This is a genomic window from Limnospira fusiformis SAG 85.79, assembly GCF_012516315.1.
In the GTDB taxonomy this organism is placed as follows: domain Bacteria; phylum Cyanobacteriota; class Cyanobacteriia; order Cyanobacteriales; family Microcoleaceae; genus Limnospira; species Limnospira fusiformis.
The window spans coordinates 5,533,217-5,554,795 of sequence record NZ_CP051185.1 but is presented as its reverse complement, the minus strand read 5'-3'; the positions used below and the strand labels follow the sequence as shown (position 1 = coordinate 5,554,795).

At 43.1% G+C, this 21,579-nt stretch carries 11 protein-coding genes; 6 read left to right on the top strand and 5 right to left on the bottom strand.

Features of this window, described 5'->3' with window-relative positions; genetic code table 11:
- Nucleotides 1-116: 116 nt before the first annotated feature.
- Nucleotides 117-1,931: a translation elongation factor 4 gene (gene lepA / locus HFV01_RS25765; RefSeq protein ID WP_193520512.1), complete on the top strand. Its 1,815-nt coding sequence runs from the start codon at nt 117-119 to the stop codon at nt 1,929-1,931.
- A 46-nt stretch (nt 1,932-1,977) separates the two neighbouring features.
- On the opposite strand, the gene HFV01_RS25760 is transcribed toward lepA, so the two are convergent.
- Entirely contained in the window at nt 1,978-3,453 is a 1,476-nt protein-coding gene (locus tag HFV01_RS25760) for an MBOAT family O-acyltransferase (protein WP_006616477.1), read from the bottom strand.
- 102 nt (nt 3,454-3,555) lie between these two features.
- Nucleotides 3,556-5,286 carry a glycoside hydrolase family 10-like protein gene (locus tag HFV01_RS25755; RefSeq protein WP_006622092.1) on the bottom strand — a complete coding sequence of 577 codons (1,731 nt, stop codon included), beginning with the start codon at nt 5,284-5,286 and terminating at the stop codon, nt 3,556-3,558.
- A 241-nt stretch (nt 5,287-5,527) separates the two neighbouring features.
- Between HFV01_RS25755 and HFV01_RS25750 the strand changes: the two genes are divergently transcribed.
- The 5 genes from HFV01_RS25750 to HFV01_RS25730 all read left to right on the top strand — a co-directional run bounded on the left by HFV01_RS25750 (nt 5,528) and on the right by HFV01_RS25730 (nt 17,527).
- Nucleotides 5,528-6,040, top strand: coding sequence for a hypothetical protein (locus HFV01_RS25750; protein ID WP_006622091.1), 513 nt, complete (start codon nt 5,528-5,530; stop codon nt 6,038-6,040).
- A gap of 287 nt (nt 6,041-6,327) precedes the next feature.
- A complete protein-coding gene (locus HFV01_RS25745) occupies nt 6,328-10,563 on the top strand; it encodes a PAS domain S-box protein (RefSeq protein ID WP_006668654.1) in 4,236 nt (1,411 codons plus the stop codon).
- Between the two features lie 179 nt (nt 10,564-10,742).
- The gene (locus tag HFV01_RS25740; RefSeq protein ID WP_006622089.1) at nt 10,743-16,118 is read left to right on the top strand and encodes an ATP-binding sensor histidine kinase; all 5,376 of its coding nucleotides are present in this window, start codon (nt 10,743-10,745) and stop codon (nt 16,116-16,118) included.
- Between the two features lie 98 nt (nt 16,119-16,216).
- The gene (locus tag HFV01_RS25735; protein ID WP_235720168.1) at nt 16,217-16,879 is read left to right on the top strand and encodes a DUF305 domain-containing protein; all 663 of its coding nucleotides are present in this window, start codon (nt 16,217-16,219) and stop codon (nt 16,877-16,879) included.
- Between the two features lie 132 nt (nt 16,880-17,011).
- Nucleotides 17,012-17,527 (top strand): hypothetical protein, encoded by a 516-nt coding sequence (locus HFV01_RS25730; RefSeq protein WP_006668657.1) that lies wholly within the window; start codon nt 17,012-17,014, stop codon nt 17,525-17,527.
- A gap of 101 nt (nt 17,528-17,628) precedes the next feature.
- Here HFV01_RS25730 and HFV01_RS25725 read toward each other — a convergent pair whose 3' ends face one another.
- From HFV01_RS25725 to HFV01_RS25715, 3 genes are all read right to left on the bottom strand, one after another.
- Nucleotides 17,629-18,531, bottom strand: a complete 903-nt coding sequence (locus HFV01_RS25725; protein WP_035758855.1) for a DMT family transporter — start codon at nt 18,529-18,531, stop codon at nt 17,629-17,631.
- On the bottom strand, nt 18,528-19,874 hold the full coding sequence (locus HFV01_RS25720; protein ID WP_193520511.1) for a TldD/PmbA family protein: 1,347 nt from the start codon (nt 19,872-19,874) through the stop codon (nt 18,528-18,530). Before HFV01_RS25720 ends, HFV01_RS25725 begins: the two co-directional genes overlap by 4 nt.
- A 123-nt stretch (nt 19,875-19,997) precedes the next feature.
- Nucleotides 19,998-21,470: a TldD/PmbA family protein gene (locus HFV01_RS25715; protein WP_006668661.1), complete on the bottom strand. Its 1,473-nt coding sequence runs from the start codon at nt 21,468-21,470 to the stop codon at nt 19,998-20,000.
- Between the last annotated feature and the right edge of the window lie 109 nt (nt 21,471-21,579).

Genomic DNA, 21,579 nt, shown 5'->3' with positions numbered 1-21,579 from the left:
TATAACCGGATTTTGGTTTGATCAGTTGTGGGTGCGATCGCTACGGTCGCCAATTTTTTGTTAAAATACGTTAAGCACCCATCCTCCCACTGACTGGTTTTAAAAAGTTACCCCTTATGACTAACGTTCCTGTAACTCGGATTCGTAATTTTTCGATTATTGCTCATATTGATCATGGTAAGTCTACCTTAGCCGATCGCCTACTTCAGCAGACCGGGACTGTCGCTGATCGCCAGATGAAGGAACAGTTCCTAGATTCCATGGATATTGAACGGGAACGGGGGATTACCATCAAACTCCAGGCCGCTCGGATGAATTATACAGCCAAAGATGGTCAGGAATATGTTTTGAATCTGATCGATACTCCTGGCCATGTGGACTTTTCCTATGAGGTATCCCGTTCTTTGGCTGCTTGTGAGGGAGCGCTGTTAGTTGTGGATGCTTCCCAAGGGGTGGAAGCGCAAACCTTGGCTAATGTCTATTTAGCTTTGGAGAATGATTTAGAAATTATCCCAGTCCTCAATAAAATTGATTTACCTGGGGCTGAACCTGAACGGGTCGCTGGGGAAATTGAGGAAATTATTGGTTTAGACTGTTCCGAGGCGATCCGCGCTTCTGCTAAGGAAGGTATTGGTATTGAGGAGATTTTGGAGTCTATTGTCAAATTAGTTCCGCCTCCCAAGGATACCGTATCCGAGAAACTGCGGGCGTTGATTTTTGATAGCTATTATGACAGTTATCGTGGGGTGATTGTCTATTTTCGGGTCATGGACGGGACGGTTAAAAAAGGCGATCGCATTCGTTTAATGGCATCTGGTAAAGAATACGAAATTGATGAGTTAGGAGTATTAGCCCCCACTCAAACCCCTGTTGATGAATTGCACGCCGGGGAAGTCGGCTATCTGGGTGCGGCGATTAAGGCTGTGGAAGATGCCCGGGTTGGTGATACCATTACTATGGCTAAAAATCCGGCTCCTAGCCCTCTCCCTGGATACACAGAGGCTAAACCCATGGTATTTTGTGGGTTATTTCCTATTGATGCTGACCAGTTTCCCGACTTACGAGAAGCCCTCGATCGCCTCAAGTTAAATGATGCTTCTTTGTCATACGAACCTGAAACGTCTAGTGCTATGGGGTTTGGTTTCCGGTGTGGTTTCTTGGGGTTACTACACATGGAAATTGTCCAAGAGAGATTGGAACGAGAATATGACCTAAATTTGATTGTCACTTCTCCTTCTGTGGTCTATAGGGTGACCACTAATACTGGGGAAGTGCTGATGATTGATAACCCGAGTAAATTACCCGAACCTAATCACCGCGAGAAAATAGAGGAACCTTATGTGCGGGTAGAAATGATTACCCCAGAGACTTTTGTGGGTACTTTGATGGAATTAGCCCAAGGTCGGCGGGGTGATTTTCTGGATATGAAATATCTGACTATGGGGCGGACAACTTTGGTTTATGAGGTTCCTTTGGCTGAGGTGGTGACGGACTTTTTTGATCAAATGAAATCGCGATCGCGGGGATATGCCAGTATGGAATATCATTTTGTCGGCTACCGTGAGAATCCTTTGGTTAAGCTGGATATTATGATTAATAAGGATACTGTAGACTCCCTGGCGATGATTGTTCATCGGGATAAAGCCTATAATGTCGGACGGGGAATGGCGGAAAAACTCAAAGAGTTGATTCCTCGCCATCAGTTTAAGGTCCCTATTCAAGCGGCGATCGGTTCTAAGGTGATCGCTAGTGAACATATACCAGCTTTGCGTAAGGACGTTTTAGCTAAGTGTTATGGCGGTGATATTAGCCGTAAAAAGAAATTACTCCAGAAGCAGGCTAAGGGTAAAAAACGGATGAAGGCTTTGGGGTCGGTGGATGTTCCCCAAGAGGCTTTTATGGCGGTTTTAAAACTTAATCAAGATTCCTAATTTCTGGCGATGTGGTTGGGGTATCACTGGGGGGGATTTTGGGGGCTTAAAAGTCAAAATAAATGTAGGGTAAACCACCTTCTGGGGCTAATAATAAGACCGCGAAAAAGCACAGGGGAACTAAAATTAACTTAATCGGCCAGTTGAGTTGTACTTTTAAACCCCGTCGAAATGCGGTGGCGATCGCCATGGCTATGATTACCCCAACTAGAATCCTGGCTAAATCAATTCTTTCAACTCCTAAAGCCTCCACATAAACTAGGTGGGCAAATTGAATGTCGGCGCGGGTGCCCCAAAGGTTTTGCACTACCCAAAATGAATCCTTTAAGTCAGGAAGTCTGAAGAAAATCCAAGTCCAAAAAACCATTAATTGGGTGATAAACCAACTGATAATTATACCTGGAAAAGTTAGCCAAATCCACTCTATTGATAACTGTTTAGATAGGGTGTCTGTCAGTCGGTGAATGACTAAAGCTACCCCGTGTAATACCCCCCATAAAATAAACCCCCAGGCTGCGCCGTGCCAAATTCCCGCAATTAACATGACAATTAGTAAGTTGAGACAGGTGCGCGTGAGTCCCACCCTTGACCCTCCTAGGGGAAAATATAGATAATTTCGCAGCCAGTCCCCTAGGGTGATATGCCATCGTCGCCAAAAATCGGCGATACTGGTGGTAAAATAGGGAGCATCAAAATTTTCTGGTAAGTTTAATCCTAGTAGTAATGCTGTACCTCTGGCTAGGTCTACATAGCCGGTAAAATCTAAATAAAGCTGTAAACCATAAGCCACTGTAGCCAGCCATAAGTCGCCACTTCCAGCCCGTTGTAAGTTTTCAAAACTTAGGTCTACGAAAATACCAATGCGATCGGCAAAAATTCCTTTTTTGACTGCGCCCATAGCCAGCAACCATAAACCATCTGTGATTTTTTCTGGTGTGGGAAATTGCAGGGTTTGGAATTGATTTTTGAGATGATGATAGCGGGTAATTGGGCCGGCAATGAATTTGGGGAATAAGAATTTATAGCTGGTAAATTCTAGTAAAGAATTGGTGGGGGGTGCGCCTCTATATACATCTATTAAATAGGCGATTATTTCAAAGCAGAAAAAACTCAATCCTAAAGGTGGTACAATATAGGAACTTACCCAAACCGCTGCATCTTGAATCTGATTATTATTGAAGATGCCGCCAATGATATTGAGCAGAAAAGGAATATATTTAAAGCCTAGTAATAGTAGGAGGTTGATGGTAATTCCAATCCACAATAAAATCAGGCGGCGACGGTTGAAGGAACTATTGGCAATTTGCCAGTCTTCTAAAGGCTCACCGATAGAGAGGGCTAAACCAAAGTTAAAGAAAATGCACAGTAACAGCAGGGGGATATATTGAATTTGTAGGGAGGCATAAAATATTAAACTGGCTGCTAATAGTATGATTAATCTGCCTTTTCGCCAGGGTGTTAGCCAATAAATCAGGAAGACACAAAACAGGAAGATAGCGTAATCGGTGGAGATAAAAGTCATAAATAGGGAAGTGGGAAGTTGCCATAATAAAGGCGGGTTATCTGCTCAGGGTCAATGGTGACCAATTAAGTGAATTAACCCGCCTCTTGATGAAGTTAGAAATTAACTGACATTAACGATCGCCTCTGAACTTTCGTTAGCCATGCGATCGACCGCTCGGACGGCGTAGGTTCCTGGTGAGACCCTGACCGCTGTGGTATTGCGATCGAGGACTCTCACCAACTGCCAACCATTGGTAAACTGCTGGTATAAAGCCCAAGATCGGATATCATGATCAGGAGATGGATTCCAGGAAATCATCCCGGAACTAGCTTGTAAACCCGTTGGGGGTTGTGGTGGTTCATTGTCTAGCCAAGGCATAGACGGCGGCAGAGCCGGAGTTGGGTAAACAGATGATTTAAATACCTCATTCACACCACTTTGATTATCCCGAAACATCTTCATGCTAAAAAAGATATTTCCCAGGGAAAGCTGATTAGCTTTTTGGCGAGAAATCTGGACTTGTCGCTGAAACTCAGACACCGGCCAACCATTAGCCAATTGACTCAGAAAGTTTCCCGCATAAATATGGCGCTGGAAGGGGTTATTCCGTACCCACCAATCCAATAACACCGGATAGCTCTGTTGTGGGGGGTCAATGCGCCAATAAAGTTGGGGAGAGAGATAATCTAACCATCCCCTATCCATCCATAATTTGACATCAGCAAAGATAGCCTCATATTGATCCATACCCACAATTCCCGGAGCCTTTCCAGGGCGATAAATACCAAAGGGACTAATGCCAAATTTGACATAGGGCTTAATTTCCTTAATCCCCTGATATAGGCGGAATATCATCTGATTGACATTATTTCGCCGCCAGTCAGCCAGGGAGAGATTACCCCCAGCCGCTCGATAGGCGTTGTAGGTTTGTCCGTCCGGGAAAGCAATTCCGGGTTTGGGATAGGGGTAAAAATAATCATCCAGGTGAACCGCATCTATGTCGTAGCGCCGGACAACATCCATAATCACGTTATAGGTGCGGTCTTGTACTTCTTTCGCACCAGGGTCCATCCAAATTAGGTCGCCGTAGCGGTAGGCGTATTGGGGATAAACCGCGGCCATGTGATTGGGTGCAAAAGGACCCCTTTCTGAACCCATGCGGGCGCGATAGGGATTAAACCAGGCGTGGAGTTCAATATTGCGCTTGTGGGATTCTTCAACGGCAAATTGTAGGGGGTCATAGAAGGGATTAGGGGCTTGCCCTTGTCTTCCCGTCAGCCAGGTACTCCAGGGTTCAATTTGGGACTGATAGAAAGCATCGCCAGTGGGGCGAATTTGCAAGACTAGGGCGTTAAGGTTTAATTCCTGCATCCGGTTAAGGATAGCTAGGAGTTCAGATTTTTGTTGGGCTACCGATAGATTGGAAGCTGAGGGCCAGTCAATATTAACTACCGAGGCGACCCATACTCCCCTAAATTCCCGTTGATGGCTGGGTTGATTGGCTTGGGGGCTGTTGCTGGCGGTTTCAAAAGGGTTTGGTAGGGGAATTTGGCTGAGTTCAAAATCCGGCCCTACCTGGGTTGGGGTGGGTGGCGGTTGTGGGGGGTTGGTAATGGCGGAAATTATGCGATCGCCTGCTGCGGCACAATAGGCGTGGGTTTGGCTAAGGACGAATCCGAGAATCAGCCCACATACCCAAATGCCGATTTTTCTCTGGAGGCTAGTGATGGGTTTAACCGTGATAGATTCCCGGTAGCCCCTAAATTTGGCGAGGCGGCGCGAGTCGTTGTTGGATGTCATAGATGGATCTTGAGCAGATAATTTGGTGATGATTTTGGTTAGGATAAACAATTTATCAGATTTGGCCTTATAGTGGCTACTGGCTATGGTAATGCGATCGTCACCAATCCTGAGTAAATAGATATCCGGGACAATAGTTTGGTTCCGGTAATAATATCAGTTGATATCTGAGGTAAAATTTGCTAGAGTTCCGAGATACCTCTGGCAAAAGTCTCAGGAACTTAGAATCCTAGGGCAATAGCCTGTAGGATGGATCGGCAAACCACTAGGTGATTTTGAGGAGATGAGTTTAATGAAGTCTAAACTGTTAGGTGGGTTGTGTGTGCTGATTACAGCATTCATGCCTGTCAAAGCCTTCGCTCAAATTGGAGTTCCCACAACTCCATCAGATTTTGATATCAGATACCAGCGACCAGATCCGCAAACTGGCAGAGTGACTCCCCCCAGGTACTACAGCTTGCCCGATTTGGCTAATCCTTTTCGGACTCTCCCTTCTGCTTTCCGCTATCCGATTATCTATGAATTAGGAGTTAACCGCAACATCAGAAGTGACGCAGTAATCACCGATGAAGTATTTATTCCTAATCTGCCACCAATTCCGGCCGGCATTACCCTAGATAATATTCCCCGCGTCCGCGCTGAATATACCCGCCGGGTTGAGGAGTGGGGCGAACGGGTTCAGGAATGCAAGAGACTTGATCCCCTGATCATTAAAACTGATACCGGAAACCCCGTGTTAATTAATCAACGTTCTGCTGGAAGAATTGTTCTGAACGCTAACAATATTTCTGTTTGTCCCAGATAACAGAATCATAGATTATCCGTTGTTGCCCAGGTGTTGTTGCTAATCCCCTCTTGGTATCAAGACGGGGATTATTTCTATTTAGCACCGAAAATAGACTAAAATTATGCCACCTATGGCGACTGGAAATATTTTGAGCCATAATTAATCATAATCGCATCCGTCTTGGTTTTCTAAGGGTCCGAAAATTTTATGACTGCTCAAGTGATGACTCATCCCTAGGTAGTCCCTAAAGGTGGCACAGGAAACGAGGGAGTCTGCCCACAAGTTCTCTGTTATCTTAATTGATTATGATATTCTCCAATCAAATCCAGGTTTTATCTGCTCATTCCCGTCATAGGGTTAAACCGAAGAAATTAGTCAGACCCGTGATCACCCCAGATAGTCCCCTATCGGCTTTGTTTGAAGCTGGGACAGATGGGATGGTTATAGCAGATGACTTGGGATATTACCTTGATGCTAACCAGGCCGCTTGCCAATTATTTGGGTTGCCACATCAAGATTTGATGGGATGTCGGATTAGTGATTTTGCTGAACCCGGCTTTAATTTTGAGGAAACTTGGCAAGATTTCCTCCACCAAGGGGAGATGCGTGGCTCATTTCGTCTGATACGACCTGATGGTGGTGTGGTGATGGTCGAGTATATGGCTAGGGCTAATTTTTTGCCTAATTGTCATCTGGTAACTTTACGAGATGTTACCGAAATCAAAAGCCTACAAGAACAGGTAGAATCGTTGCAATCTGCCTTAGCCGCCTCTGTCTGTACTCCTGAAAAACTGGGACAGATTACCGCACAAATGGACGCAGAGTATTGTCTGCAACAAATTGGTCGCCACATTCCTGGGATAATTTATAAGTTTTGTCAAAATCTCGATGGTGGGTTTGCTTTTCCCTACAGTAGCGAAGGGTTACGAGAGATTTATGGTATTGAACCAGAAGCCGTGCGGTCTGATGCTAGTGCCCTTTTTAATGCGCTGCATCCTGATGATATACAGTTGGTAGAAGAGTCGATTTTGGCATCGGCGAAAAATTTGACTCCCTGGCTTTGCGAGTATCGTATAACTCACCCTGATGGTCGATTGTTATGGTTGCTTGGTCATGCTACACCCCAACGAGAGCAGGATGGTAGCACGACTTGGTATGGTTATGTGCGAGATATTACTGAGCAAAAAGAAAGTGAAATTGCCCTACGAAGAAGCGAGAGTCAGTTTCGGAATTTGACTGAAAATCTCAATGATATGGTGTTTATTGCTGATGTGGATGGCACTTTTAGTTATGTGAGCCCAAATTTTGAAGAAATTACGGGATATCCCATTGATGAGTTGTTGGGTATTTCTTTTGCCGAGTTTGTACATAGTGAAGATCTGCCAATTTGTGTAGATGCTTTTCATCGAGCTTTATTAGGGGAAAAAGTGCGAGGTGCTGAATATAGGGTGTTACATAAAGATAATCGCTATTACTGGCATTCTACTAATGTGTCGGCGATGAGAAATGATGAAGGTGAGGTGATAGGATGTTTGGGAATTGCCCGATATATTCATGACCGTAAACAGGCGGAAATGGCGGTGCGGGAAAGTCATATTCGTTTAGAAATTGCCCTAGAATCAGCTGATATTGGCACTTGGGATTGGAAGATGCAAACTAATGAGTTGGTTTTATCGGAGGAACATTGGCGGAATTTTATCGGTGCGACGGAAGGGGTGGTTCATCATAATGTTAATGAGTGGATCAGTCGAATTCACCCAGAGGATATGGAATTAGTTTCTGAGAATATGAATCGACATATCCGGGGAGAAATTGATATTTATGAGACTGAACATCGTTTACGATGCGAGGATGGTTCCTATAAATGGGGTTTAGGTATTGGTAAAATTGTGGAGAGGAATCGTTTGGGTGAACCGCTGCGATTTATGGGAATTTATCAGGATATTTCGCAGCGTAAAGCTAATGAACTGGCGCTACAAGAACTGACTAATCAACTGCAAAAAGCTCAAAAAGTGGCGCATCTTGGGAACTGGTCTTTTGAGACTCAAACCCAAAAGGTTACTTGGTCGGAAGAGGTATTTAATCTGTTTGGTATGAGTCCGGAACAAGGTGAGCCGACTTTTGCAGAACATCTGACCAGAATTCACCCTGACGATCGCTCTTTCTTTCAAAATAGGGTTGCGGAAGCTAATAAGGGGATTCCCCAAAACTTCGATTTTCGGGTTGTGCGTGCTGGTGATGAGGTGGCTTATCTGAATGCTCGGATTGAAATAGAACAGCGGGACGAGCAGGTGGTGCGGATGTTTGGGACGGTGATGGATATTACGGAAAGAGTGAAGGCGCAAGAGGAAGTTTATCAATCGCGGGAGTTGTTGCAAACTATTCTTGATGCTCTGCCACAGTCGATATTTTGGAAGGATTCTCATAGTGTGGTTATGGGGTGTAACCAGGCTTTTGCTACGGCTTTCGGTCGTGAAAATACGAGCTTTTTTATAGGAAAAACGGATTATGATTATTGTGTGAGCCGAAAAGAAGCTGAACATTATCGCACTTGCGATCGCCAGGTGATGAATAGCGATCGACCCCAAATCAAATTAATTGAAAATAAAAGCAATGCTGATGGTAGCATTAATTGGGTAGAAACCACTAAAATACCTCTCCATGATGCCGACGGAAAGGTAATTGGTTTGGTGGGAATTTTTGAAGATATTACAGACCGGATACAGGCGGAAAATGCCTTAAAAGAAAGCGAGGCTCAGACCCGCGCTTTGCTGGATGCTATTCCTGATATGATGTTCCGCTATAGATCCGATTATGTTTTGGTTGATTATAAGCCATCTCCACAGGTGACACCGTTAATAGAACCCTCGCAATTTTTGGGTCGAAATATCCATGAAGTCTTGCCTGATTTTCTGGCTATACCAACCAGTCAAGCTATTGCAGAAACCCTAAAAACTCAACAAATTCAGGTGTTGGAATATGAACTAGAAATGCCTGAAGGGGTCCGAAATTATGAGGCGCGGTTTGCTCCCTGTGGTAATGATGTTTTGTCTATTGTTCGAGATATTAGTGAACAGCAAGCGGCTTTAAGGGAACGCCAAAAAGCGGAACAAAAGTTGCAATCTTTGCTGAGTCGCACCCAAACTTTAAATCGGATCAGCACCGAAATTCGCAATTCTCTTAATTTAGATACGATTTTGCAAAATGCTGTCAATGCGATTTTTCAGGAAATTCAAGTTGATATTTGTGCATTTGTATGGTATAGAGCCGATACCAATCCACCCTGCTTAGAAAATGTTAAGGAGCAGAAAAATTCAGGAATACCTAGTTGGATAGGGAGTTATAATATTGATGATTTACCGAAATTATTTTATCATTTATTTCATGGCAAAATATATCGGGTAGATGTAGTTAAGGATAGCCAAGATGAACCCTTAAAAGAATTTTGTCAACAGTCAGGAATTGACAGTTATTTGGTGTTACCTGTGCATACTGCTGGCGGGACAATTGGAGGTTTTGAAATCGGGAGAGTTCAGAGTGATTGTATTAAGGGTTGCGAATGCGATCGCTCTTGGTTAGATGATGAAATAGAACTCCTACAAAATCTGGCAACTCAGGTAGCGATCGCCATTTATCAAGCTCAACTTTATCAGGAGTCCAAAGCCAAAGGTAAGGAATTACAAAAAGCATATCGGGAATTACAAGAAACACAAGTGCAGTTAATTCAAGCTGAAAAAATGTCTAGTTTAGGTCAATTAGTCGCCGGTGTGGCTCATGAAATCAATAACCCAGTTAGTTTTATTTACGGCAATTTAACCCACACTTCTACCTATACGGAATCTTTGTTAGAATTGATTGATACTTATCAAGAATTGTATCCTGACCCTCCCCCAGAAATTAGCGATTTAATTGAGGATATGGATTTAGATTTTATTAAGGATGATTTCCCAAAAATCATTAGTTCAATGACTAATGGAGCCTCCCGGATTCGGGATATTGTTAAATCCCTGCGTACCTTCTCCCGTTTAGATGAAGCCAAGTTAAAATCGGTGGATATTCACGAAAATATTGATAGCACCTTAGTGATTCTCCAAAATCGCGTCAATGGTAGCAATGGAAGTCCGGTAATTCAGGTAATTAAAGACTATGGAGATTTGCCGTCATTTGAATGTTATAGCAGCCTATTAAATCAGGTATTTATGAATTTACTCATTAATGCTATTCAGGCGATCGAGGAAAGACGAAATCTATTAAATACTGCGGCAAACTCTGATTATAGAGGATGTATAAACATCAAAACACGCCTCGCCCAGAAAAAGCAAATATTGATTGCCATAAAAGATAATGGTATTGGCATCAGTCCCGAACATCAAAACAAAGTGTTTAACCCATTCTTTACGACCAAAGCCGTAGGTCAAGGTACAGGGATGGGATTACCAACTAGCTACCAAATTATCACCCAAAATCACCACGGAGAGTTGAGTTTTTCATCAGCCCCAGGGGTGGGGACAGAATTTGTGATCAAGTTACCCTTGGCATAACTGCGAAGTTTGTATTACTCTATAGCACAATTTACAGAAAATTTTGGTTTTATGGGTTAAGCTATCAAAAGTTTAATCACAGACCGCCCACAATTAACTAGACCGAGGCTAGGAAAGCCTGGAAGCGCCTATCTATCCAAGTTCTGATTGAGTCAACCCTATTAACTACAGACTACGCCATGATTATGACTCTTCCCTTGTACAACTTTGGCGAAATTATCTATCAAGGAACCCGCACCATAGTTTATCAGGGTACTAAAACCAGTGATAACCAAGCGGTAATCATTAAGGTTTTACGAAATCCCCATCCGAATTTTAATGAACTGGCTCAGTTTCGCAATCAATATACACTGGCGAAAAATCTGGAACTGGCGGGAATTGTCAAACCTTTATCTTTAGAAAGTTATGGGAATAGTTATGCCTTAGTGATGCCCTATGAGGGACATATTTCTCTGAATCAGTGGGCTCATGAAAAATTATCAATTCCTGATTTTTTATCCATAGGGTTGCAACTGGCAGAAATTCTACACGGCTTATCTCAACAGAAGGTAATTCACAAAGATATTAAACCCGCCAATATCCTGATTCATCCGGAAACCAAAGAAGTTAAACTGATTGATTTTAGCCTAGCTTCATTATTGCCCAAAGAAAATCAGACTATCCAAAATCCTAATATTTTAGAAGGGACTTTAGCTTATTTATCCCCAGAACAAACTGGCAGAATGAATCGTGGCATCGACTACCGCAGTGATTTATATTCTCTGGGAATAACTTTCTATCAATTACTGGCGGGAGAGTTGCCTTTTAATGTTGATGATCCTATGGAATTAGTCTATTGTCATTTGGCTAAAATGGCAACTCCATTACATGAGGTTAACCCTGATGTGCCGAAGGTTTTATCTGATATAGTTGCCAAATTAATGGCAAAAAATGCTGAGGATCGTTATCAGAGTGCTTTGGGACTCAAACATGATTTAGAAAAGTGTTGGCAACAGTGGCAAGAAACTGGTAATATTGGCGAGTTTGCGATCGCCTCTGGTGACTTGAGCGATCGCTTTTTAATTCCCGAAAAACTCTATGGTCGAGAAAACGAAATTGACGAATTATTAGCAGCCTTTGATAGGATAGCTAATGGCGCATCAGAAATTATGTTAGTTGCCGGGTTTTCCGGTATTGGGAAAACCGCCGTAGTCCATGAAGTTCACAAACCGATTACTCGTCAGCAAGGCTATTTTATTCAGGGTAAATTTGACCAATTAAATCATCATATCCCTTTATCTGCTTTTGTGCAAGCACTCAGGGATTTAATGGGGCAATTTTTATCAGAATCTGACCTAGAAATAGCCCAATGGAAAGCCACAATTTTAGCAGCTTTAGGGGATAGCGGACAAGTTTTAATTGAGGTAATTCCCGAACTGGAACAAATCATCGGCCCTCAACCTCCCGTCCCCGAATTATCAGGAACTGCCGCCCAAAATCGGTTTAATTTACTCTTCCAAAAATTTATAGCAGTCTTGACAACTTCTGAGCATCCACTGGTGATATTTTTGGATGATTTACAGTGGGCAGATTTAGCCTCTCTGGAGTTAATGAAGCTATTAATGGAAGAAAAGACCTATCTACTGTTATTGGGGGCTTATCGGGATAATGAAGTGTCTCCCGTGCATCCTTTGATGTTCACAGTAGAAGAACTGAAAAAAATGGGTAAAACGGTTCATACTATTACTTTAAGTCCTCTGGAGTTTGAGGATAGTAATCAGTTAGTGGCGGATACCTTAGCTTGTACATTTGAACTAGCCGATCCTATCACCGAATTAATTAATCGTAAAACCAAAGGAAATCCGTTTTTTATCACTCAGTTTTTGAAAGCATTATATAACGATAAATGTATTAACTTTAATCTAAAAAAACGCTCCTGGGAATGTGATCTAGCCCAAGTTAATTCCCTATCTATCACGGATGATGTAGTTGAGTTTATGGCGACTCAGTTGCAAAAATTACCGGAAGAAACTCAGCAGATATTACAGTTAGCGGCTTGTCTGGGAAATCAGTTTAATTTGGATACATTAGCAATTGTTTGTGAAAAATCACCAACCCAAGTAGCGATCGCTTTATGGAAAGCCCTATTATACGGTTTAATCATCCCGGAAACTCAGCTTTATAAATTATATCTAGCTGAGTATAAAACGGAGTTAAACAGTATCCATACTGAAAAAGTAGAATACAAATTTTTGCATGACCGGGTACAACAGGCTGCTTATTCACTAATTCCTGAACAGCAAAAACAGGCTACTCATTACCGCATAGGACAACTATTGCTGAAACAAATTCCTCTTGAGTCTAGGGAAGATTACATTTTTGATATCATCAGTAAACTTAACTATGGTATAGCCTTAATTCCCACCCAAAAAGAACGGGATGAATTAGCCAAACTAAACCTGATAGCTTGTCGGAAAGCCAAAGCAGCTACCGCCTATCAAGCGGGTTTAGATTATACCCAGACGGGGTTATATTCACTTGGGGAAAAATCCTGGGAACGACAATATCAAATCACCCTAGAATTTTATAATTTGGGGGCGGAATTAGCTGCCTTGTCCGGTGATTTTGAGACTATGAACACTTTTATTGATGAGGTGATGTCTCATGGTAAAAAGTGGGTAGAAAAAGTGGATGTTTACCGGATTAAAATTCAAGCAAATGTGGCTCAAAATCAGCTAAGTCAGGCTATTGATATTGGTCAAGAGTTTCTGCAAAATATGGGTGTAAATTACCCAGCAAATCCCACCCCAAACGATATTAACCAAGTAGTTGCAGAAGTTATCGAACTCATTGGCGATCGCGATATTGACGACTTAGTTAACCTACCCTTAATGACAGATCTAGAAAAAATCGCGATTTTGCAGATAGCCAATAGTATGATTCCCGTCGCTTATATCTGCAAACCTCCCTTATTTCCCGTGTTTATTTCTTTAGGAGTTAAGCTATCAATTGAATATGGCAATACATCAGCTTCCGCCTTTAGTTATGCCTGTTATGGAGTAATTTGTTGTAATCTCTTACAAGATATAGATAGAGGTTTGAAGTTTGGTCAATTGGCGCTAACATTAGTGAAAAAATTAGACATCAAAACCGCAAAACCAGAAGTTACTCATGTAGTATGTTTATTTATTTTACACAGAAAAAACCATCTTAAAACCGTAGTTTATCTTCTACAAGACAGCTATAAAGAAGCCTTAGAAATTGGCAATCATGAACAAGCTGGATATTGCGCTCAAACCTTTTGCCTCAACTCATTTTGGGGTGGTGAAACTCTAGTCACCTTGGAAAAGCAGTCATCTGGATACTATAACGCTTTACAACGATTGAATCAAATAACCACTGCCAATTACTGTGGAATTTATTGGCAGTCTACTTTAAATTTATTGGGGTTAGCAGTCAACCCTCACATTTTATCAGGTGAAGCGATGGAAGAAACAGAAATTTTGCCTCGCATTACTGATAGTCATGATGTGCTGGGATTGTATATATTTTATCTATATAAAATGATGCTTTCCTATTTATTTGCAGAACTCAAATTAGCTGAAACTTATGCAATTGAGGCTAAAAAATATTTAATTGGTGGTGCTGGTATGATTAGCATTCCCGGATTTTATTTCTATGATTCCCTCACGGCTTTAGGCATTTATGCTCCCGAACATGAACAGAAATCAGAATTGTGGCAGCGTGTAGAAGAGAATCAACAGCATTTAGGTCACTGGGCATATTATGCACCAATGAATCATCAGCATAAGCTGGATTTAATCGAGGCGGAAAAATGTCGAGTTTTAGATCAAAAAGTTGAGGCTATAAATTTATATGACCAGGCAATTTTAGGAGCCAAAAAACACGAATTTATCCAAGAGGAGGCTTTAGCTAATGAACTAGCGGCTAAGTTTTATCTGAATTGGGGTAAAGAAAAGTTGGCAATGGTTTATATGCAGGAAGCCTATTATTGTTATGCGAGGTGGGGCGCAAAAGCTAAAACTGAGCAGTTGGAAAATACCTATCCTAACTTACTAAAACCTATTTTAGAAGCGACGGGATCTAATTTAACTCCTATGGCGACTTTAGCAACTGTGGTTACTCCGAGTATTTCAACTCACACATCTACATCGAGTAATCGTTCGTCGGGTTCGAGTATTAATAATTTGCTGGATTTTTCAGCGATTTTAAAAGCAGCCCAGGCCATCTCTAGTACGATTCAATTAGAGGAACTTTTGCAGCAACTCACTAAGATTATTTTGCAAAATTCTGGGGCTTCACGCTGTGCTTTAATTTTGCCTAACCCTGATGGAAATTGGCTAGTGCGATCGCTTGCTACTCCCCGAAATACGGAACTTTGTGGGGAACTTTTGAGCGAAACTACTAAGGTCCCAGTCAAACTGATTAATTATGTGAAAAATACTAAGAAAGTAGTAGTTATTGATGATATGCAAACGGATTTACCTGTAATTGATAAGTATTTACAGGGACGAAAACCTAAGAGTATGTTATGTTTACCGATTTTAAATCAGGGTAATTTGGTGGGAGTTTTGAGCCTAGAAAATCGTCGGATCAGTGGTGTATTTACGAGCGATCGCCTAGTGGTTGTGAACTTGCTTTGCACTCAGGCGGCTATTTCCCTAGAAAATGCTCGTTTATATCAACAGTCCCAAGATTATGTGGAACAAATTAAACAGTCGCAACTGCAATTAATTCAAGGGGAAAAAATGTCAGCCTTGGGGAATTTAATTGCTGGCGTAGCTCACGAAATTAATAATCCGGTCGGCTTTATTCATGGTAATATTAACGAGGCGATTAAATCCGTGCAGTCTCTGAGTGAATATCTGCAACTATATCAGGAAAAGTTTGTTGATCCTGGGGAAGACATGGTGGCTAAATATGAGGAATTAGAGATTGAGTATCATTTAGAAGATTTGCCAAAAATGTTAGAATCGATGAAACTGGGGTGCGATCGCATTAAAGATATTAGCACCAGTTTAAGGATTTTTTCCAGAGCGGATCTAGATCATCAAGTTTCCTGCGATATTCACCAAGGTATTGATAGCACTTTGTTAATTCTCAAACATCGCCTCAAGGCTAATCAACATCGACCCGCTATTGATATCGTCAAAAACTATGGCAATTTACCTCAAATCAAGTGTTTTCCCGGTCAAATCAACCAAGTTTTTATGAATATTTTGGCTAATGCGATCGATGTTTTAGATGAAGTCGCCATGACTTCAACCTTTGAGAGTCTCAAAATCAATCATCAAATTATTACCATTTCTACCCAGGTTTTGCCTGAGAAAAATTCCGTAGAGATTCGGATTGGAGATAATGGTTCCGGAATGCCAGAGGCACTAAAGTCCCAAATTTTTGATTATTTATTTACCACTAAAGGAGTAGGAAAAGGTACGGGTTTGGGATTAGCGATCGCTCGTCAAATTGTGGTTAATAAGCATCAAGGAAGTTTAGAGGTAGAGTCCGAAATCGATCAAGGTTCCGAATTCCGCATCTGTCTACCGATTGATTAATCCCAGATGTTAGGTAAACATTTGCTATGATATCTATTCCTTGACTCTCCTGTTGACTAGAGAGTTTATAATTGGGGGGGAGTTTAAGATAGTTATCGGTGAGAAAGTTAATGAATGCGAATTTCCGAAAATCAACCTGGAGTTTGATAGCCATATTGGGATTAATTGCGGGTTGTGATTCCGTACCTCCGTCCATAGAGGAACCCATAGAGATCACTGGTGAAACCGTACCAACCATGGATCATGGAGGTATGGATCATGCTGATATGGATTTAGGGCCAGCAGATGAAAACTACGACCTACGCTTTATTGATGCGATGATTCCTCATCATGAAGGTGCAATTATTATGGCACAGGAAGTTTTAGGGAAATCAGACAGACCGGAATTGCAAAATTTAGCAGTAGAAATAATTCAAGCTCAAGCCACAGAAATTGCCCAAATGAGGGAGTGGCGACAAGCCTGGTATCCAGACGCACCAGATACACCAATGGCTTGGAATAATCAAATGAATCACATGATGGAAATGTCTCCGCAACAAATCAGTGCTATGCGGATGGATATGGATTTAGGCGAAGCAGATGATGAGTTTGATCGGCGTTTTCTCAAAGCGATGATTCCTCATCATGAAGGTGCTTTAGTGATGGCTAAAGGCTTACAAGAAAAATCAGATCGCCCAGAAATGCAATCCTTAGCGGAAGACATTTTGACCTCACAGGAGGCAGAAATTGCACAAATGAAAGCATGGCTGGAGGAATGGTAACTTAAATTGAATCTAATTTAGAGCTAGGGGTAACGGACAGATAAACTATCTATAGGCGATCGCGCTAAAATGTGATATTCTCCAATTATTTCTGAAATTCCCTTAATCACCATCCCTTCCCAGAGGATATCAATGAAACGGAAACACTATTATCTACCGGGAATTATTATGTTGCTCGGTACTGCACTCCTAGGGACAGCCCTAGCCAGGGATCTGACAGACCAACAAAGAACAGTTGTCTGCAAACTGAGAGATGTGGTTGAGGAGGCGGGAAGAGACGGTTTCGAGTTAGCATTCTGGCCCGTAATTGGCAAAGGGCCCGCGAGAGTTAGCGCACCGTTAACCCTCAGACTTGATCCTTCTATCGAGTATCTTTTTGTCGGCTATTGCGATGAAAATTGCGCCGATGTGGAGTTACGAGTCAAAACCATGAGTGGGGAAGTGCTGGAATTTCACGAAGATTTAGTCTCAGTTGTTTCCTTTGAGCCTCCATTTGAGGATGACTACGAACTATCCCTAAGAATGACTGATTGTAGTGCTGAAGATGGTTGTGTTTTTGGTATGGGTATCCTAGCGCCTCGTGGTGTCAAAGTTCCCCATTCTTCCAACCTACCTACAGAATTAGCTCAATTTCAATTGTGTGATTGATTTACTTCGTGCCTAACTCCCGCCCGGAGAGTTGATCCGGGCTTTGGCAGTATTTGACATCAGAAACCGGGTTATTGCGGCTACTGGAAAGAGAAGGTTTCTCAGGCTAAAAATAACATCGCCACGCCGAAAATGGCGACTAATGCCCCTAAAAAGGCGCGGAAACTGATAGTTTCTCCCATGGCTATGGCGATCGGTAACACAAACAGCGGACTGGTAGAAGTGAGAGTTTGGGCAATTCCGGCGGCGGTAAATTTGAGGGCGGTTTGCTGTAACCAAATCCCCAAATAAGTGCCGAAAAATGTCGCCACAATAATGATTCCCAACACCCGGCGCGATCGCAAAGGTTTGACTAAGGCGAGGGGAGATAACCGCTGAATTGGTAGGGCTAAAAGCAGGACCGCCACACCGCCTAAAATTCTTAATAAGGTACTCCACAGGGGACTGATGCCGCTTTGGGTGAGTGCCAAATGGGATAAAATGGCTCCGGTGGACTGGGATAAGGCGGCAATGCTCCCAAACACTAAGCCGCGAGTTAATCTTAGGGGTATTCCGAGGGTTTCCGGCGCTTGTTCGGTAATTACCCAGGCGATACCTAACACGGTGATAAAGATGCCTCCCCACGCGGTGAGAGAGAGTCTTTCCCCCAAAAATATGAAGGCAATTAATGCGGTTAGGGGAGGGGCGAGGGTTTCTAGCAGCAAGGCGCGCCGAGGACCTAAACAATTGAGGGTGGTAAAAAAGGCGGTGTCTCCGATACCTATACCGATGATGCCGCTGAGGGGAAGCAAGCCGAATACCCAGGGGGAAAATTCGGGTAATTCACCCCCTGACTGGAAGGTGATGGTGAGCAATAATAGACCGATCGCAATTCCGCCTTTAATGAGGTTCAAACCCAGGGGCGGGATTTTGGTGCCGACATTAGCATAAATCACTGATGCGATCGCCCAAAATAACGCCGCCACTAGAGCCGAAATTTCCCCGGTAAATTGGGTCAATATCATCCTTCCCCGGTAATCGATAATCCTTCCACCCAAACCCGAGGAGAAACGCCGCCATCTGTGAGTTTAACTTCTGATTCCACACAGACAATAGACTTGAGTAGTTGTTTAATATCTCCAGCCACGGTAGCGGACTCAATACTAATGCGATCGCCTCCTTTAATCATCCAACCATCAAAGGGTAAAGAAAACGAGCCTTGTATAGATTGTACTCCCGAATGGAGGGCGTGCAACTCATCAATCCAGATCACATTATCAGCAGTATTAATGTTGTAGGATTCGCTATTTTCACCTGTCCCCGGAGCCACACAAAAGAAATTCGGACTCACCGACACTTTCGCCCCCATATTACCATTACCGGTAGGTTGAGCATTCAGGCGGCGGGCGGTAATGGAACTATGGAGAAAATGAGTTAATATACCCTCCTTAATTAGTGCCACTTCTCCCCTCGGTGTTCCCTCACTATCAAAGGTAGTCGCTGCGATATTTGTCGGGTGCAATTCGTAATCACTAACCGATAACATCGGAGAAGCGATCGCCGTCCCAATTGATTCCACCGTAGACAAACTCTGGCGATCCAAGACATTTTGGGCATTAAAAATATTAGAAAACCCCGCCAATATACTCAAAAAAGCCTCTGGGGAAAACATCACCAAATAGCGCCCAGATTTAATCTTTTCATAGTTCAAATGGCTGATAGTTTTCTCCGAAGTTTCCTGTAAGCATCCCTCAATATCCAACCCTTCCAAGCTACGACCCAAACGGTAAGCACCCGCACTGCGAGGCTTTTTACCATCTTCTTCAGTCTTGCTATATAGATAAATCGAGGCATAAGAAAGATGTTCTTGTCGTAAAGCCCCCTCGCTGTTCACATAAAACCGGACTAAATCCCGTTGTGACAACCCATTATAGGGAACCCCCACAATAGCAGGATGGCTATTTAATAACTTATTTTCCGCCTCCAGTAAAGTTTCTAACAGCGTATCCATAGGGGCTGCTTCCGCAGTGCGATCGCCCATGTCTTCTACCGGAGAAGTAGCCAAAGGACTAAAATCAGGTATATGTTCTTTCGCGCCAAAGCTACTAGCTTCCGATGCCGTTTGCAAAGCCAACTCCAAACCCTTGGGGGTCGTGTCATTAGTAGAAGTCACCCCCAGAGTGCCATCCTCATTCCAGACCCTCACCATAATACTAGAACGATTCGACGCTTTCACCTGTTTAGGAACCCCTTGATTAACCTGAGCGCTACTCGATTCTACCGTCGCACCAAACACATCAAACTTGCCGATTCCCAATTTACTCGCCGAATCTTTAACTTCACTAATCAAACTGTCAGTATTCATCATCTAATTAATCGCTGTTTTTTCTAATTACTGTTTCACCAAAGCAACTCAAATTCCCAGAACATTGTCGAACCGGGTTAAGGGAAGATCGAAAAATTGATCACACCCGCCACCCGACCCAGCAATTTATCTTCCTCCCACAGTAATACCATCAACCTTAATATGAGGTTGTCCGACCGTCACATAGACGCTACCGCTGACCGAACCGCAGAACCCCGCCGCCAGTCCGATATCCTGGGAAGACATAGAAATATTGTTCATAATTTCCGTAGCGTAACCGATTAAAGTTGCACCCTTGAGAGGCTTAGTAAGTTTACCATTTTCGATGAGATAAGCCTCTTCCACCGCAAAGTTAAACTTTCCGGTATCGCCGACACTACCGCCACCCATTTTTTTACAGTACAAACCGCGATCGACTGATGCAAATAGGTCATCAACAGAATACTCACCGGGCGCAATATAAGTATTACGCATCCGGCTGGCTGGTGAATAGGTGTAGTTTTGGCGGCGACCGCTTCCGGTTCTGGGATTTCCCGTGCGTCTTTCCCCAGCGCGATCGCACAGAAAATTTTTCAGGATACCATTTTCAATTAAGAGAGTACGCTGGGCAGGCATTCCCTCATCATCCATATCGATAGTGCCAAATGCCTGCTCCGACAGACCCTCATCCCAAGCCGTCAGATTTTCGTGGGCAATTTTCTCACCCTTCTTATCAGCAAAAGGAGTTGTTTTCGTTTCAATAGCGGTAGTTTCCAGTAAATGCCCACAGGCTTCGTGGAAAATCACCCCACCGAAGCGGTTAGCCATCACCACAGGATAATAGCCAGACTCGACATAATCCGCATAAAGCATTTTACCCGCAGATTCTGCCATATCTTCCGCATCAGTTTCATAGTCCCAAGTCCGCAACCAATCCGGGCGACTGGTACTACCGCCACGTTTACTGATAGAACAGCGATGTTCGCCATCTGCACTAATTATCGACGAAACCTGAGATTGAGTCAATCGCACATCCCGCGCAAAAGTGCCATCACTACAGGCTACCAGAACCTCTTGCCAATCTCGGAAATAGGACGAACGCCGAGATTGAACGTGGTTAGCCTTTTTGAGTAGTTGAGCGTTAGCTGCCAACAGGATATCGCCCATCTCTTGCATCGAACTACATTGAGCCAGCCAGCTTTCTTTGCCCTTAGAGGTCGCGTAATCCCGCAATAGTTCCAAATTGACCGAAGGAACAAATCCCACCGCTCCAGGAAGCTGTAAACCCATGATGGATAAGGCTTTTTCCAGGGCTGCACGCAAGCCGCTAAAGGATAAATCATTGGTACTCACATAACAATCTGCATTTCCCTTAAATACGCGAATACCCGCCCCTAAAGACAGACTTGGGGAAACCCCGGTAATGCCGTCATCTTCAGCCAAGCAACTGATCACATTATTGCGCTCTAGGAAAAATTCTACCAGGTCAGCCCCAGCAGCGCGTCCTAAGCCTAGGAGGGTAGACAGGGGCGCTTCCCAACTGTCATCAAAGCGGTCTAGTAGGGGGGAGTAGGTCAGGTTAGGGAGTTCTTTGGTTAGGAGTAATGTACTATTCTGCATAAATGATGGTTTCGGCTGATCACTGTATCCATCTTATTATTAACCATTCTAGTTGTATCTGGTGAGTTCGGACTTCTGGGTTGCACTCAATGGGAGACGCTTGTTAAGC

What these genes read in the sequence shown, in the direction of transcription:
- lepA (WP_193520512.1), top strand. Translation starts at nt 117, where the DNA reads ATGACTAACGTTCCTGTAACTCGGATTCGTAATTTTTCGATTATTGCT.
- HFV01_RS25760 (WP_006616477.1), bottom strand. Translation starts at nt 3,453, where the DNA reads ATGACTTTTATCTCCACCGATTACGCTATCTTCCTGTTTTGTGTCTTC.
- HFV01_RS25750 (WP_006622091.1), top strand. Translation starts at nt 5,528, where the DNA reads ATGAAGTCTAAACTGTTAGGTGGGTTGTGTGTGCTGATTACAGCATTC.
- HFV01_RS25745 (WP_006668654.1), top strand. Translation starts at nt 6,328, where the DNA reads ATGATATTCTCCAATCAAATCCAGGTTTTATCTGCTCATTCCCGTCAT.
- HFV01_RS25740 (WP_006622089.1), top strand. Translation starts at nt 10,743, where the DNA reads ATGATTATGACTCTTCCCTTGTACAACTTTGGCGAAATTATCTATCAA.
- HFV01_RS25730 (WP_006668657.1), top strand. Translation starts at nt 17,012, where the DNA reads ATGAAACGGAAACACTATTATCTACCGGGAATTATTATGTTGCTCGGT.
- HFV01_RS25725 (WP_035758855.1), bottom strand. Translation starts at nt 18,531, where the DNA reads ATGATATTGACCCAATTTACCGGGGAAATTTCGGCTCTAGTGGCGGCG.
- HFV01_RS25720 (WP_193520511.1), bottom strand. Translation starts at nt 19,874, where the DNA reads ATGATGAATACTGACAGTTTGATTAGTGAAGTTAAAGATTCGGCGAGT.
- HFV01_RS25715 (WP_006668661.1), bottom strand. Translation starts at nt 21,470, where the DNA reads ATGCAGAATAGTACATTACTCCTAACCAAAGAACTCCCTAACCTGACC.